The sequence below is a fragment of the Bacillus sp. Xin1 genome (assembly GCF_013314535.1).
Lineage (GTDB): Bacteria > Bacillota > Bacilli > Bacillales > Bacillaceae_G > Bacillus_A.
Genome location: NZ_JABUAE010000003.1, coordinates 164,670 through 179,753, shown reverse-complemented (window position 1 = coordinate 179,753; position 15,084 = coordinate 164,670). Strand labels below are relative to the sequence as shown.

At 34.4% G+C, this 15,084-nt stretch carries 14 protein-coding genes and 1 other annotated feature; of the genes, 13 read left to right on the top strand and 1 reads right to left on the bottom strand.

Annotated features, from left to right (window positions below; genetic code table 11):
- Nucleotide 1: 1 nt before the first annotated feature.
- From HRG09_RS06160 to HRG09_RS06110, 11 genes are all read left to right on the top strand, one after another.
- On the top strand, nt 2-1,540 hold the full coding sequence (locus tag HRG09_RS06160) for an alpha/beta hydrolase (protein ID WP_174099887.1): 1,539 nt from the start codon (nt 2-4) through the stop codon (nt 1,538-1,540).
- 102 nt (nt 1,541-1,642) lie between these two features.
- Entirely contained in the window at nt 1,643-2,563 is a 921-nt protein-coding gene (locus HRG09_RS06155; protein ID WP_174099886.1) for a macrolide 2'-phosphotransferase, read from the top strand.
- A gap of 374 nt (nt 2,564-2,937) precedes the next feature.
- Nucleotides 2,938-3,705, top strand: coding sequence for a DUF3959 family protein (locus HRG09_RS06150; protein ID WP_174099885.1), 768 nt, complete (start codon nt 2,938-2,940; stop codon nt 3,703-3,705).
- Nucleotides 3,706-3,912: 207 nt separating this feature from the next.
- Nucleotides 3,913-4,177: a binding site (T-box leader), on the top strand.
- Between the two features lie 83 nt (nt 4,178-4,260).
- Nucleotides 4,261-5,451 carry a tryptophan synthase subunit beta gene (gene trpB / locus HRG09_RS06145; RefSeq protein ID WP_174099884.1) on the top strand — a complete coding sequence of 397 codons (1,191 nt, stop codon included), beginning with the start codon at nt 4,261-4,263 and terminating at the stop codon, nt 5,449-5,451.
- Nucleotides 5,452-5,857: 406 nt separating this feature from the next.
- A complete protein-coding gene (locus HRG09_RS06140) occupies nt 5,858-6,274 on the top strand; it encodes a DUF3995 domain-containing protein (RefSeq protein ID WP_174099883.1) in 417 nt (138 codons plus the stop codon).
- 73 nt (nt 6,275-6,347) lie between these two features.
- Entirely contained in the window at nt 6,348-7,355 is a 1,008-nt protein-coding gene (locus tag HRG09_RS06135) for a DUF1835 domain-containing protein (protein ID WP_174099882.1), read from the top strand.
- 230 nt (nt 7,356-7,585) lie between these two features.
- On the top strand, nt 7,586-8,002 hold the full coding sequence (locus HRG09_RS06130; protein ID WP_174099881.1) for a hypothetical protein: 417 nt from the start codon (nt 7,586-7,588) through the stop codon (nt 8,000-8,002).
- A 176-nt stretch (nt 8,003-8,178) separates the two neighbouring features.
- Entirely contained in the window at nt 8,179-9,414 is a 1,236-nt protein-coding gene (locus HRG09_RS06125) for a cytochrome P450 family protein (RefSeq protein ID WP_174099880.1), read from the top strand.
- A gap of 275 nt (nt 9,415-9,689) precedes the next feature.
- Nucleotides 9,690-10,961: an MFS transporter gene (locus HRG09_RS06120; RefSeq protein ID WP_174099879.1), complete on the top strand. Its 1,272-nt coding sequence runs from the start codon at nt 9,690-9,692 to the stop codon at nt 10,959-10,961.
- Complete coding sequence (locus tag HRG09_RS06115; RefSeq protein ID WP_174099878.1) at nt 10,951-11,601, top strand: Vat family streptogramin A O-acetyltransferase; 651 nt, start codon at nt 10,951-10,953, stop codon at nt 11,599-11,601. The genes HRG09_RS06120 and HRG09_RS06115 overlap by 11 nt, the downstream gene beginning before the upstream one ends.
- A gap of 72 nt (nt 11,602-11,673) precedes the next feature.
- Nucleotides 11,674-11,829, top strand: coding sequence for a DUF1540 domain-containing protein (locus HRG09_RS06110; RefSeq protein ID WP_174099877.1), 156 nt, complete (start codon nt 11,674-11,676; stop codon nt 11,827-11,829).
- A 66-nt stretch (nt 11,830-11,895) separates the two neighbouring features.
- Here the strand turns inward: HRG09_RS06110 and HRG09_RS06105 are convergent, their stop codons facing one another.
- Nucleotides 11,896-12,417: a PadR family transcriptional regulator gene (locus HRG09_RS06105; RefSeq protein WP_174099875.1), complete on the bottom strand. Its 522-nt coding sequence runs from the start codon at nt 12,415-12,417 to the stop codon at nt 11,896-11,898.
- Nucleotides 12,418-12,555: 138 nt separating this feature from the next.
- Between HRG09_RS06105 and HRG09_RS06100 the strand changes: the two genes are divergently transcribed.
- Both HRG09_RS06100 and HRG09_RS06095 read left to right on the top strand, forming a co-directional pair.
- On the top strand, nt 12,556-13,767 hold the full coding sequence (locus HRG09_RS06100; protein WP_174099873.1) for a cytochrome P450: 1,212 nt from the start codon (nt 12,556-12,558) through the stop codon (nt 13,765-13,767).
- A 330-nt stretch (nt 13,768-14,097) separates the two neighbouring features.
- On the top strand, nt 14,098-14,958 hold the full coding sequence (locus HRG09_RS06095; RefSeq protein WP_174099871.1) for a Cof-type HAD-IIB family hydrolase: 861 nt from the start codon (nt 14,098-14,100) through the stop codon (nt 14,956-14,958).
- The last annotated feature ends 126 nt before the right edge of the window (nt 14,959-15,084 follow it).

The window sequence follows — 15,084 nt, the reverse complement described above, 5'->3', positions numbered from 1 at the left end:
TATGAAAACAAGAAAACGAATAGGGAATAAGTTTTTACTCGTTAGTGCAATTTGTGCGATAAGTATTCCTTCTGTTTCATATGCGGAGGAAGTAATTTCACCTAAAAATTTCGTGAGTTCTTCAAGTTTGTATGAGGGGAGGAATACGGACGTATTGAAAACAAGTTTTTATCCCAATACATATAATAATCCGTTCAACCACCAATTCATTTCAACTTTAAAGGAAATAAACACAAATATAAAAGAAATAGACAATGTTAATGATGAAAACCCTGTTATATCTACTACTCTTACATTTATCCGTGATATGCATGCTGAAAATTATAAATCTGCATTTGATTTAACTTCTCGATCTTTACAGAAGATAATATCTGAAAAATGGTTGGAGAGTTATTGGAAGGGACTCCCAGTACAATTGCAAGCAGGTTCTTTTATGGGAATTGGAGAGGTAAAGCAAAAAGAGACGAATTCCGTTCATACAAATGTAGAAATTGGATTAGTTTTTGAACAATTTACTGTGCCATTACTAATAAAGTTAGACCCATCTGGAAAAATAGATGATTTTCAATTTAGCATGTCGTTTAGTCCTGTTGCAGAACGTCCATCATATAGTAAGCCTGAATCATTCATTGAAAAAGAAGTAGTAGTCGGAAGTGGTGCGTTTCCATTACCAGGAACATTGTCTGTTCCAAAGGGAAAGGGTCCTTTCCCAGCGGTTGTTCTTGTTCAAGGATCTGGAGCGAGCGATCGGGATGAAACTGCGTTTGCCTTAAAACCTTTTCGCGATTTAGCTGAAGGTCTTGCCTCGAAAGGTATTGCTGTTCTTCGTTACAATAAACGAACGTATGAACATGGCTTAAAAACACAATTAAGCCCTTTTTATACAGTCGATAAAGAGACAACTGACGATGCACTTCTTGCCACACGTTTTCTTCAAAATGAATCAATGGTAGACAAGAATCAAATTTATATCCTTGGTCATAGTCAAGGTGGAATGATGGTTCCGAAAATGATCGAAAAAGATCAAAATCAAAATATCGCTGGAGCAATTGTAATGGGAGGACCAGCTCGTACAATCCAGGACGTTGTTTTAGATCAATTTGACTATCTTTTTTCTATTGGAGCAATGAAACCTGAAGAATATAAGTTTTACAAAGCGCAATTTGAATTATTAAATGATCCAAACTTCTCTAGTCAGAATCCTCCAAAAGATTTTCATTTAGGATCACCAGTATTTTGGGATTCTATCCGTAAAATGAAAGCAGCTGAAATGTCTAAAGAACAAAAAAAACCGCTTCTTATTATCCAAGGGGAAAGAGACTATCAAGTTCAATCAAAAATCGAAATTCCTCTTTGGAAAGAACAATTAAAAGAGCGAAATAACGTTGATTATCGACTATATCCAAAATTAAATCACTTCTTTACAGAAGGAGATGGGGAATTAAGTAAACCGGATGAATACTATAGTCCTGCCAATATTCCTGAGTATGTTATAAATGATATTGCCACTTGGGTGCAAGGGAGAGCCGAATTTAAATAGTACAGTATATTTATGAGAGCAGCTAATTCCGTTTACAAAAACATGGGGAATTAGCCTGTGTTTTTTGTACTTATATGAAGAATTTTAAAGGGGTGATTATCTATGACAAGTGTAAATGAACAGAAAAGTATAGAAGAAATTTTAAAAATCGCTGAAAAAAATGGCTTGCAATTGAATAAAGACACCGCTGAATTAAATGAATCAGGAATGGACTTTCAGGTTGTATTCGCTAATGATGAGAAGAGCGTTTCATGGGTTCTCCGGAAACCAAGAAGACCAGACGTCATTGAAAGAGGAGCATTAGAAGGGAAAATACTTGAGCTTGTTCAAAAATATGTACCTGTTGCAGTACCAAATTGGAAAATCAACACACCAAAATTAATTGCTTATCCATTAGTAAAGGGTAACCCTGCAGCAGTGATTGATTTAGAAATACAAAATTATGTGTGGCATATTCAAAATAATCCACCTTCTATAACATTTGTTCGATCTTTAGCAGAATCGCTCGTTGCTTTGCATTCAATTGATTATAATGAGGCGACTAAGTATGGCATTGAAGTTCTTCAACCTGCTGAAGCAAAGCAATTGTTAATAGATAGAATGCATCAAATAAAATCAAAATTTGGTGTATCAGATGAACTATGGGAGCGTTGGCAAACATGGCTTGCGGATGAATCGTATTGGCCGAAGCATTCTGCATTTGTTCATGGTGATCTACATCCACCACATATTTTAGTTGATGAAAATACGAAAGTAACAGGCCTGCTAGATTGGACAGAAGCGAAAGTAACAGATCCCGCTACTGATTTCACCCTCTATCTTACAATCTTTGGAGAGGATAATTTGAAAGTACTATTAAATGAATATGAAAAAGCAGGAGGGAAAGTTTGGCAGAGAATGTTTGAACATATTATTGAACTTGGTGCTGCTTATCCGGTAATGATTGGATTATTTGCACTACAGACAAAGGAAGAGGCACATATGGAAATGGCACGTGGAGCTTTAGGGATAGGTGAAAAATAGTAAATCACATTGTGTGAAATAGCTGCGTTGTAAGGGAAAGTATAATCGTATTAACAAAGAAAGAGGTATATTCAAGTTGTTGAGCTCTTGACCATCACACATTTGAAGATGGGAAAGCACGTTAAATATACAGCAAGATAATTTCAAGATCCCGCTAATTTACAAATAGCGGGATTTGTCATTTCTTTATACAAATCTAGATCTCTATTGTCAATTATAGCTTTGTTTTTTTGTTTACTTTTTGGTACTAGTAGGATTAAGATGATTTTTAGGAATGTTATTTATAATTTGGTGGAAGTGAGGAATATGTTAAAAACAACAAAATTTGCTTCGATATATAGAAGAAAGATAGAAAACTGAAAGGGATGAGAGTTATGAAGAAACTTGATGTGCTTTTAATGGTACTCAGCTTCCTATTTCCAATTGCAGGTATTATGAAACAAATTCCTCTTGAATTGTCATTGTATTTAGGGGGACTGTTGTTTTTCACGAGTTTTGGAAGCTACTATGCGAAACGAATGTATTCACGAATATGTAGTTGGCTTTCTTACACTATATTTATTACGTTTTTGCTGGCGATTTGGAATCAATACGCAACAGCTAGTTCGTTACTAGCAAATGCTAAAATTGCTGCATGTATTGCGGTTATTCCATTATTATTCCGATTTCGTACTTATGCAATTACTTTAGGGTTACTTGCATTATGGGGTGGTTTATTATGGGATATTAAGCAAACCCAATCATTAGCTGTTCTCGGACGTATTATGAACTTATTGACTTCAGAACGACTGTATCTACTCTTATTAGTAGTCGGATTTATACTTGGTGGATTGCTTGCTAACATGCTGAAACGTGGTAATATCAATGAAAAACAAGAAAAAACAAATCTATTCAAACAAAAAAAGAAACGAATCAAACCGAAATTTAAAATTCGCATTCCTAGTCTACCAAGATTGAAAGTGAAGTTGCCAAAGTTCAATAAAAGATCTTCTAATTCAAAAGAAACACGTACGTATGAACCAAATCTTGAAGAAAGAACACCAACGTATCATACAATACAACCAGAGCACCAACATCACGAAATGGAAACAACGCAAGGTCAAACAAGGATGGAACGAAGAAGAAATCGTTATAATGCATAGAGAATATTCCTAGACGAATACTTAAAAACGCAATGCCCTTTTATTGTACGATAAATGGTTATTGCGTTTTTTTACTATTGTTGAATTAGTTTATTAAATATTATGGGATTAATGAAAAAATAACTTGATTAAAATAAATGAATTTTCTATCATTTGATGTTGACAAAATAAATTTAACTATGTAATATGATAGTTAAATTTCAATAATAAAAATCGTTGACTAAGAAGAGTACGTTTAATTGACGCGTTGCAGAGAGCTGGGGTTGGTGCGATCCAGTACGATAGATTATACCGAATGGACTTAGGAGAGGTACGTTGAAACATTAGGAGTATGCGAACCGGGTGCCGCCGTTACAAGGATGAGGATATCGAATCTATTTTTCCGTATCCAAAAACGAGAGGATTCTTAGTCTATGTGACAAAGAATCAAAAGAGGTGGCACCACGGTATAATCGTATATATCGCCCTCTACATGCCTTATGCATGTAGAGGGCTTTTTGCGTTCAAAGATATTTTTCTTATTCTATCATTAACAAATGAAAGGGAGGAATTAACATGAATTTATTACAAGCGGAAAATGGATATTTTGGAGAATTTGGGGGTAGTTTTGTGCCAGAACAACTGCAAGAGGCTTTACTTCATCTGGAGAGCGCGTTTAATCAATACAAAGATGACCCAGAGTTTATAAATGAATATGAATACTATCTTAAAGAATATGTAGGGCGTCCAAATCCATTGTATTATGCCAATCGCTTGAGTGAAGAAATCGGTGGTGCAAAAATCTATCTTAAAAGAGAAGATCTTAATCATACAGGAGCCCATAAAATTAACAATGTGTTAGGACAAATTTTGCTTGCGAAGAGAATGGGAGCAAAACGTATCATTGCAGAAACGGGAGCGGGGCAGCATGGAGTGGCTACAGCTACTGCATGTGCGATGTTCGGAATAGATTGTACGATTTATATGGGAGGGCTGGATACAGAACGTCAACAATTAAATGTATTCCGTATGGAACTATTAGGAGCGAAGGTAATTGCTGTTCAAGAAGGAGGACGTATCCTTAAGGAAGCGGTAGATGCAGCACTTGAAGATTACGCTCTAAACTATGAAAATACATTTTATTTATTAGGTTCTGCACTGGGACCACATCCATATCCAACGATTGTTCGTCACTTTCAAGCTGTAATTGGAAGAGAAGCAAGAGAACAACACATTGAAAAAGAACAACGTCTACCTGACTATTTGGTGGCTTGTGTAGGTGGAGGAAGTAATGCAATTGGATTATTTGCCCCATTTTATAATGATAAAGAAGTAAAAATGGTAGGTGTTGAACCAGGTGGCAAAGGGATTGAAACAGGGATGCATGCAGCACCTCTCACGGCAGGAGAGCCTGGTATCATCCACGGATTTAAGTGCTATATGATGAAAGATGAAAATGGAGAAATTGCAGAAGCTCATTCCATTGCCGCAGGACTGGACTATCAAGGTGTTGGACCAGAACATAGTTATTATAAAGAAACCGGTCGTGCAGAATATGTAGCAATTAATGATCATGAAGCATTAGAAGCGTTTCATAAATTGTCTCGTGTTGAAGGTATTATTCCTGCATTGGAAAGTTCCCATGCAGTGGCTTATGCTATAAAGTTAGCAGCAACCTTACGAAATGATCAAAGTATTATCGTTAATTTATCTGGGCGCGGCGATAAAGACGTACAGCAAGTATTTGAAATAAATAACCAGAAATAATCCCGTATTCTATAAGAAGGATGTTAATGAGGAGGAATTTAAGGTGAAGGATATTAAGTCTATCTTATTTGGAAGAGCTCTTAAAAATACAAGTTTTTAAAATCACAAAACGTATGTAAAAATTGGAAAGCGATTTTTCGTTCAGTGTTGAATAGAAAATCGCTTTTCTCTATGTTTTTCACCGGAATCACATCCTTTTTCAATTAGAGCAATCCGGCCCATTGATTACAAGTAAACTTAATGCCTTTATATGCAATTGTTTTTATACGGTTTCGGAATATCAAAAATGAAAGTCAAATAATATTACAAATGACGGTATTGTGAATAATTTAGAAATAGATTGCTAATTATTGTTTTGTTGAATATTCTTAATTTTAAAAGAAGCACATTGACGGAGGTGTTACTATTGCTCATTATCATCACTATATCAGCATGTCTCTTAGTGTGTATTAGTTTATTGCATGTTTATTGGGCATTTGGCGGGAAATGGGGAATAAAGGCAGCGATTCCAACTGATTCCGGAGAAAAAGCTTTTACTCCTGGAACTGGTATAACCTTATTAGTTGCGCTATTACTATGTATAGCAGCGTTACTTTTATTATTACAAGCAAATGTTATTTTCTCTTTTATTCCACGTGTCATCGTTCAAATTGGTTCTTGGATTTGTATGTTTGTATTTGCGATAAGAGTAATTGGTGAGTTTAACTATATTGGTATTTTTAAAAGAAAAAAAGATACGTATTTTGCGAAAATGGATACAATGTTATTTATTCCACTATGTGCTTTTTTATCTTTTTCATTTCTCTTAGCAATTATTAGATGAAACGAATAACATGAGTCTTATTATATGTTACACTATAAATTACATTATTTTAGAAATGAATAGAGGGAAATACATGATAGATAAGTTAAGTGAAGTAATTGAAAATATGCCAGAAGATGAAGCAAAATCATTACTTCGCCTCATCTTAATTCAACTTGATTTAATGGAAACAGAGCCAAGCGAAAATAGAATGACAATCTTAACAGAAATCCCAAAACAACTCATTGAATCACAAAAACCTAAACTACATATTAAAGAGAGTAAACATGTACATATTGCATTTGGTGACTCGCCAGCTGGATGTATTAAGTACATGTTGAAACAAGCTAGTTTAACAGAAGACTATGTTATTCTTTTCTCAGATGCATTCTCTATTGGGCCAATCCATCAATTAGAGTTAGAAGCTGGACAAGTAGCTCGTCAGCAATGGCTATCTAGAAATTTAAACTCTTATGATCTTTATTTTGAAGAAGAGTATTTATCAACATTTAGACAATCGATGGAAGAATTACAGTCTATTCCTCAAGATATACCAATCACAATTTGGAAAGCTAACAATACACATGAACATGTAGGTCTTTGTTTTGTACTTGCACATTTACAAGATCGAGATAATATTCATGTAATTAACACATCTGAAGCTAGAGAGCTGTTCCCAGAAGGTTATGATATACGCGCGACAGGGGAGTTATCTCCAGAACAACTAGCAATTATTTATGAAAAATATGAGAACTCCGCATTACTATCTGAAGAAGAACGAAAAGGTTTTGAACAAGAATGGAAGTTACTATCTGAAACTACGGATTTATTACGAATTTGGAACGAAAACAAAGTTCAATCTGTACAAGAAGATTATTTTGATTCTTTCATTGTCGAATGTGCAGAAAAGTTAAAAACAGCAAGGTCTTTCTGTAAGGCACCAAGGTTAATAGGAGAAGTTCTTGGGCATATCGAGCAAGTGATTGGAGATATTTTTCTTGAATATCGCTTACGTACATTAATCCAGCAAGGTGTATTTGAAATGGAAGGTACTTTAAAAGCGATGCGCTATTACAGTGTCAAACTGAAGAAGAGCCATTAGGAAAGGACTGCTTTACAGTGTCCATTATAAAAAGCCCGATTTCTCAGTATTAAAGTTGAGAAATCGGGCTTTTTTGTTTGGAGAAGGAAATGAGAACCTCTATAATATTTTGCAGTTATATAAATACATAATCCCTCAACTTCTTTTTTGGGCTATATAAATAAGCTTCATATATAAGAGATATAACATATGATTGGATAGAGTAATTAATCATAAGAGGTGATTTTTTTATGTATAATCAGTCAACGTATTTTCCGTATGTAGATTATAATCAAACAGCATATTATAACCCGCAAACTTTTGACTATGAAGCGTCTCATGAGTCAAGAGATGTAGAACTTGAGGAATATCGACCAGATGATGCAGAAGATGCTCCAACAGGGCCACCTCCATCACAAGCACCTTCTGTACCATCAACGTTTGCGGCTCCTGCACAAAGTGGTCATATAAGAACATGGATGTGTAATTGTTTGGGAAGATGGGGATACTTACGTTTACATCGCCCAGGGCCTTTTGGAAGAGATTTATGGTTTTTCCCGACTGAAGTGAGACGAAATGGGGTATCAGGATACACATGGCAAGGTGGACGTCGCCGAAAAGTAAGTTATAGATATCAACAAATTAGTAATTTTATGTGCTTTTCTTAGTGAAAAAACAAGCGATAAGAAGAACTCATCTTCTTATCGCTCGTTTTTTGAAATGAATTATTTTTCAATATATAAAGTAAGATTATAACGAAAAATTAACAAAATTCCCTCTTTTTATAAGTTATAATTCATATGTTGGAGTGAGTTTCACAAATAGAAGAGAGCGAGGGAGTACGATGTCTTTCAAAAACACGGTGGGCTACAAAATAGAAAATGGTATTCATTTAGCTTCTGCAGAGTTTAAAGAAGATGCTTATGAGATTTATAAAGAATCACGTAAATCACAACCTATTTTGTTCGTAAATCAGAGTGAACTTGGGACAGAATGGCTCATTACAAGATATGAAGATGCATTAGCGTTTTTAAAAGATTCTCGTTTAAAGAAAAACCCTGAAAATGTATTTGAAAAAGTAGAGGTTAATCCATTTCTTTCTGTAGACAATGGAGATTATTTAACGACTCATATGCTAAATTCGGATCCGCCTGATCATAATCGACTACGCTCATTAGTTCAGAAAGCATTTACTCCTAAGATGATTTCACAATTAGATGAACGTATTCAGCATATTGCGGATACTTTATTAGATCATGCCGAACAGAAACGCTCTTTAAACCTTGTTAATGACTATGCATTTCCATTGCCAATCAATGTAATCAGTGAAATGCTAGGGATTCCAAAAGAGGATCAAGAAAAATTTAGAGTGTGGTCTCATGCGGTAATTGATTCACCCGAAACCCCTGAAGAAATAAAGGAAACTGAAATGAAACTAGCAGAATTCATTACATATCTCCAATACTTGGTGGATATAAAGCGGAAAAATCCAATAGAAGATTTGGTTAGTGCATTAATCCAAGCTGAAAGTGAAGGTAGTAAGTTAAGTGCCCAAGAACTTTATTCAATGATTATGTTACTAATTGTAGCTGGGCATGAAACGACTGTGAATCTAATTACCAATACAGTTTTGGCTTTACTGGAGAATCCAAGTCAACTACAGTTATTAGAAGAACAACCAGAGCTTATTGATTCGGCGATTGAAGAAGGATTACGTTATTATTCCCCTGTTGAAGTTACGACAGCACGCTGGGCAGCTGAACCTTTTATGATACATGGTCAAGAAATTCAAAAAGGGGATATGGTGACTATTTCATTAGCTTCAGCGAATCGTGATGAGAATGTTTTTGTAAATCCAGAGGTTTTTGATATTACAAGGAAAAATAACAGGCACATTGCTTTTGGACTGGGGAGTCATTTTTGTTTAGGAGCACCACTTGCCCGGCTAGAAGCAAAAATTGCAATTTCCACATTGCTAACCCGTATGCCAAACATCCAAATAAAAGGTGAGCGTGAAAAAGTGAAGTGGCAAGGTAATTATTTAATGCGTTCTTTAGAGGAATTACCATTGTCTTTCTAGAATAAATAAATTGAGACACGCATACATGTTTGGTGGTTTACATAGAGTATGTATGTGTGATTTTAAATTGAAACGGAAGGGTGAAGACATCCCAATGATCAACTAATTCTATTTTTTAAGAAATCTTCGTTATAGAACGAAATATTCTTCTGAATAGGATTAGTATGTACATTTTTATATGTAAAAGGGATGTATTTTCGCGCTGCGAATAGACCTGTCTTTTATAATATGATTGTGCTGCCTCCTATTTAGAATGCGGAATAGGGGGCTTTTTTATGTCAATGAATGTAGAAACGAAACCAAAGAGTAATATGTCTGTAGTATTAAAAAATCGATTTGTGCAGGCGATCATTGCTTCGGCATTATTTCTCCAAGTAGGGATTTGGATCCGAAACTTTGCGGTATTGCTTTATGTAATGGAAATGACAAATGGCGATGCGTTTGCCATTTCCATGATTTCAGTTGCGGAATTTGCACCAATTTTTATTTTTTCATTTATAGGAGGGACATTCGCGGATAGGTGGAAACCAAAAAGAACGATGATTTGGTGTGAAACTTTAAGTTCATTATCTGTATTTGCGGTACTTTTTACACTTATGTTTGGTACGTGGAAAGTTGTATTTTTTGTTACACTAATTTCTGCGATTCTTTCGCAATTTTCACAGCCTTCAGGCATGAAATTATTTAAACAACATCTATCTACAGAAGAAGTACAATTGGCGATGTCTTTATATCAAACCATTTTTGCAATTTTTATGGTATTAGGTCCTATACTTGGAACATTTATATTTCAAGCCTTCGGAATTTACACTTCTATTATTGTGACAGGTATTGCTTTTTTACTTGCGGCGTTAGTCTTGTTATTTCTGCCAAAAGATTCTGAAGAACAGGAAGAAAAGAAAAAAATGAGCATACTGCAAGAAATGGTAGATGGAATTAAATATGTAAAAGCAAAGAAAGCATTAACATTACTTGGTATTTGTTTTATGGCAGCAGGATTAGGAATTGGTCTCATTCAGCCATTAGGTATTTTTATCGTGACAGAACAATTAGGTCTATCAAAAGAAAGCTTACAATGGCTATTAACTGTAAATGGTGCTGGGATGATTATTGGTGGAGCTTTAGCGATGGTATTTGCAAAAAATATCGCTCCGCAAAAAATGTTAATTTTAGGAATGGTTGCACAGGCAATCGGGATTGGTATCATTGGATTTTCGACAAATTTATGGATCACACTTATCGCTCAGTTTTTCAGTGGTCTCGCTCTTCCTTGTATTCAAATCGGGATAAACACACTCATTATTCAAAATTCGGATACAGACTTTATTGGACGCGTAAATGGGATTTTGAGCCCTTTATTTACGGGTTCGATGGTATTAACGATGAGTATTGCCGGTTCATTAAAAGAAGTATTTTCACTTAGTACAATGTATGAAGGAACAGCATTACTATTTATTATTGGTTCCTTATTTATTTTGCCAATATACAATTTGAAACCAATAATAGAAACTTCAAATGAAGGTGGTGCTGTCCAGCATGAATCCTAATCCGAATGTGAAATTTCCTATTGAAGGAAATAAGAGTGTTCATTTTATTAAAAATACAATAACCAAACCAAATATTATTGTTGGAGATTATTCTTATTATGATTCGAAAAATGAAGAAACATTCGAAGATCAAGTGCTATACCACTATGAATTTTTTGGAGACCGATTGGTTATGGGAAAATTCTGTTGTATAGCACCTGGAGTTACATTTATTATGAATGGCGCAAATCATAGAATGGATGGATTTTCAGCGTATCCATTTAATATTTTCGGTCATGGCTGGGAGAAATTCACACCTACACTTTCTGATTTACCGTTTAAAGGAGATACGGTAATCGGAAATGATGTATGGATTGGAATGGATGCGACGATTATGCCTGGAGTTAAGATAGGGGACGGAGCAATTATTGCTGCTAAAGCTGTTATAACAAAAGACATTCCACCATATACAATTGTTGGCGGTAATCCTGCTATTGAGATAAAAAAGCGATTTTCAAATGATGTAATAAGTGAATTGTTAGAGATAAAGTGGTGGGACTTGGACATTCAGACTATTTCTAACAATATTCATGTGATTGTAAGTGGAGATATAGGAGCTTTAAGAAAGATTGCTCTAAGCAAAAAAGTACGTCAAAAGTAAAAAACGGATCACCAAATGGTATCATACCTCACAAATTTGTTAATGATAAAAGAATAAGGAGGTGTGATACTTATGGCACAAGATGTTTTATGTGAAGTAAACAACTGTAAATATTGGGGTAATGGAAACAAATGTAATGCAGATGCAATTTATGTAGTGAGTCATAAAGGTAACAAAGCATCGAAAACGGAAGAAACTGATTGCAAAACATTCATTCCTGAAGCTTAAACGAGAAAGGGTAACCGTATGGGGTTGCCCTTTTATTAATTATAGTATTGATAATAAATCTCATTTTCATTCATAGTTTTTTTCTTTTTCTGTTATTTTTTTCATAAGAGATGTAATCCAAGCTAGCTCATGTTCAATACATGATTTTCTATGCTTTACGACCTCAGAAATAAAAAGTGATGTTTCAGCTAAAGATTGAATAGAGGTTAATTGTGTATGTAACACTTTTTGACGAGTGGTTAAAACCTCATTACGAGCTTCGTAATCCAGTTTCTCAAATAGTGCAACACGTACAAGAAATTCAGCATCATTAGTAGCTAGTTTTTCTGGGAACTCTCGCATCATTTCATAAAAGATTTCTTCACCGGTAGGAGTTAGTGCATAAATATTACGGTTTGGTTTACCTATTTGTTGATGAATCTTTTTTGTAATTGCTCCCATATCTTCAAAACGGCGAAGAGCAGGATAGAGCATGTTATGATTCAATTCGAAATTTTTTCCAAGGCGATTTTGAATATTTTTCTTTATTTCATATCCATACTTGGGTCCAGAAGTTAATTCTGCAAGTAATAAAATATCAACATACATATGAATCCTCCTAATTTTCTCAAGTTTATATTTGTAACTATCTCCTTTGTATATGTTAAAATAACATATGTTAGTCTATACATCTTTGAATTGCCTACCTATTGCTTTTTATTTTAAAAGAAAAGGGAGGAAAGAACTATGAATTCGCCTGAAAATGTAATTTTGGTTCATGAAATTTCAAAGTTGAAAACAAAAGAAGAACTATGGAATCCTTACGAGTGGTATAAGCATATGAGGGAAAATCATCCGGTCTATTATGATGCGGAGCAGGATGTATGGAATGTTTTTTTATATGATGATGTGAACCGTGTTTTATCAGATTATCGCCTATTTTCAAGCAGAAGAGACCGTCGTCAATTTTCTGTCCCGCCTTTAGAAACAAGAGTAAATTTAAATTCTTCTGATCCTCCTGAACATCGAAATGTTCGCTCAATCGTTTCAAAGGCATTTACCCCAAGAAGTCTTCAACAGTGGCAGCCGCGAATACAAGCAATTGCAAATGAACTTGTGCAAGATATGAATTCTTATGGTGAAATTGATATTGTAGAGCAATTTGCAGCCCCTCTACCTGTAACTGTTATTTCTGATTTATTAGGTGTTCCAACAACAGATAGGAAAAAAATTAAGATGTGGTCAGATATTTTGTTCATGCCATATAGCAAAGAACAATTTAACGATTTAGATACACAGAAAGAAGTTGCTTTATATGAGTTTAAAGCCTATCTTTTGCCGATTGTTCAGGAAAAAAGATACCATTTGAAAGAAGATATTATTTCAGACTTAATCAGAGCAGAGTATGAGGGAGAAAGGTTGACTGACGATGAAATTGTTACATTTGCATTAGGACTTTTAGCTGCAGGGAATGAAACAACTACAAACCTTATTATTAATAGCTTTTATTGCTTTTTAGTAGATGCCCCCCATGTATACAATGAATTAAGTAACAATCTAGAGCTTATTCCTCAAGCGATAGAAGAGGTACTACGCTATCGTTTTCCTGTTGCATTAGCCCGTACTATAATGGAAGATACAACAATATTTGGTCCAAAAATGAAAAAAGGACAAATGATTGTTACGTGGATAAGCGCTGCCAATTTAGATGAAAATAAATTTTCGCAAGCAACTTGCTTTGATTTACATCGGACTGGAAATGAAAAACATTTAACATTTGGCAAAGGGCCACATTTTTGCTTAGGAGCATCGCTTGCTCGTTTAGAAGCTGAAATTGCATTAACTACGTTTATTAGCAATTTTAAAAGACTGGTGCTTTCTCCATCCTTTCATCTGGAAAACTGTATATTAGAGAATGAACAAACGTTAAAAAAACTCCCTATTCTTTTAATGAAATAAAGCATATTTAAAAGCAAGTGAAAATTCCTGTTTAAGTAAGGATTTTTACTTACTTTTCATATTTATCTTACTGTTCTCTATAAACTTTTTAAACGACTTAAAAAATATTCCTTGACCTGAAACGCTTTTCATAAATTATAACTAAGTTGTGCTTGGCAAAGTAAATATAGAAACGATACCTAGTTTCTATATTTATGCCGCTATCTACGAACAGAAAGTCTTCCACCTTAAACTTTAGTGAAGGTAAATGGAGGAATCAACTGTCCGTAAAATCACGATAAGTAAAACTTTATCCGAGTATGTTTATTTATGGAAAGTGGTGACGAAACAATGAAACTAATTGCAATTGATTTAGATGGAACTCTTCTTTCAGGTAATAAAATAATTAGTAAAGAAAATGCAGAAGCGATTCGGAAATGTCAGAATCAGGGACATGTAGTGGCGATTTGTACAGGACGTTCTATCGTAGATATTGAACGCCTACTGCTGGAAGCTAATTTACAATGTCCTATTATCGCAGAAAACGGTGCTCTTATTTATGTGGATCAAAAAATGATGAAGAGATACCCAATTCGAAATACACAAGCACTCGAAATTGTCGAGTATCTGGAACGAAATCGTATGTATTATCAACTGTATACAGACAGGGGAGTATACGTTCCAGCATATGGTGAAGAAAGCGTGAATCATGAAATAGAATGGATAAAAAAGTCAAACAAAGATATTAATCAAGATGAGCTTGAAACTATTGCAGCGTTGTACCTTGAGCATACAGCGTTTCATATAATAAAAAGTTGTAAATCAATATTAGAAGAAGAGATTTTTGTGCATAAACTTTTACCATTTTCCTATGATATTGAGAAATTAAAAAAGTTAAAAATGCATTTTCAACATAATACAGAGCTAGCAATTACTGCTTCATATTGGCATAATGTAGAGATTAATCATTGTGACGCTCAAAAGGGCAATGGTTTATATACTTTAGCGGAACATCTTAATATTCCAGTAGAAAATACTGTTGCAATAGGTGATGGTCTAAATGATATTTCTATGATGGAAAAGGCAAATATATCTATCGCAATGGGAAATGCAGTAGACGAAATGAAGCAGATTTGTGATTATGAAACACTATCGAATGAAGAGCATGGAGTGGCACATGCCCTTTATCAATATGTCATGGTAAAAAAATAAAAAAGAATCCATCAAGGATTCTTTTTTATTTTTTATTAGGGGTAAGGTATTCTATGAAATTTATAGAATATCTTATTACACTTTATTTTATAGAATATATTGGAAAAAATGTATATGTTTTTCAAT

Excerpts from the sequence above, each read along its gene's own strand:
- HRG09_RS06120 (WP_174099879.1), top strand. The coding sequence starts at position 9,690 with ATGTCAATGAATGTAGAAACGAAACCAAAGAGTAATATGTCTGTAGTA.
- HRG09_RS06100 (WP_174099873.1), top strand. The coding sequence starts at position 12,556 with ATGAATTCGCCTGAAAATGTAATTTTGGTTCATGAAATTTCAAAGTTG.
- HRG09_RS06105 (WP_174099875.1), bottom strand. The coding sequence starts at position 12,417 with ATGTATGTTGATATTTTATTACTTGCAGAATTAACTTCTGGACCCAAG.
- HRG09_RS06155 (WP_174099886.1), top strand. The coding sequence starts at position 1,643 with ATGACAAGTGTAAATGAACAGAAAAGTATAGAAGAAATTTTAAAAATC.
- HRG09_RS06160 (WP_174099887.1), top strand. The coding sequence starts at position 2 with ATGAAAACAAGAAAACGAATAGGGAATAAGTTTTTACTCGTTAGTGCA.
- HRG09_RS06150 (WP_174099885.1), top strand. The coding sequence starts at position 2,938 with ATGAAGAAACTTGATGTGCTTTTAATGGTACTCAGCTTCCTATTTCCA.
- HRG09_RS06110 (WP_174099877.1), top strand. The coding sequence starts at position 11,674 with ATGGCACAAGATGTTTTATGTGAAGTAAACAACTGTAAATATTGGGGT.
- trpB (WP_174099884.1), top strand. The coding sequence starts at position 4,261 with ATGAATTTATTACAAGCGGAAAATGGATATTTTGGAGAATTTGGGGGT.
- HRG09_RS06135 (WP_174099882.1), top strand. The coding sequence starts at position 6,348 with ATGATAGATAAGTTAAGTGAAGTAATTGAAAATATGCCAGAAGATGAA.
- HRG09_RS06130 (WP_174099881.1), top strand. The coding sequence starts at position 7,586 with ATGTATAATCAGTCAACGTATTTTCCGTATGTAGATTATAATCAAACA.
- HRG09_RS06125 (WP_174099880.1), top strand. The coding sequence starts at position 8,179 with ATGTCTTTCAAAAACACGGTGGGCTACAAAATAGAAAATGGTATTCAT.
- HRG09_RS06095 (WP_174099871.1), top strand. The coding sequence starts at position 14,098 with ATGAAACTAATTGCAATTGATTTAGATGGAACTCTTCTTTCAGGTAAT.
- HRG09_RS06115 (WP_174099878.1), top strand. The coding sequence starts at position 10,951 with ATGAATCCTAATCCGAATGTGAAATTTCCTATTGAAGGAAATAAGAGT.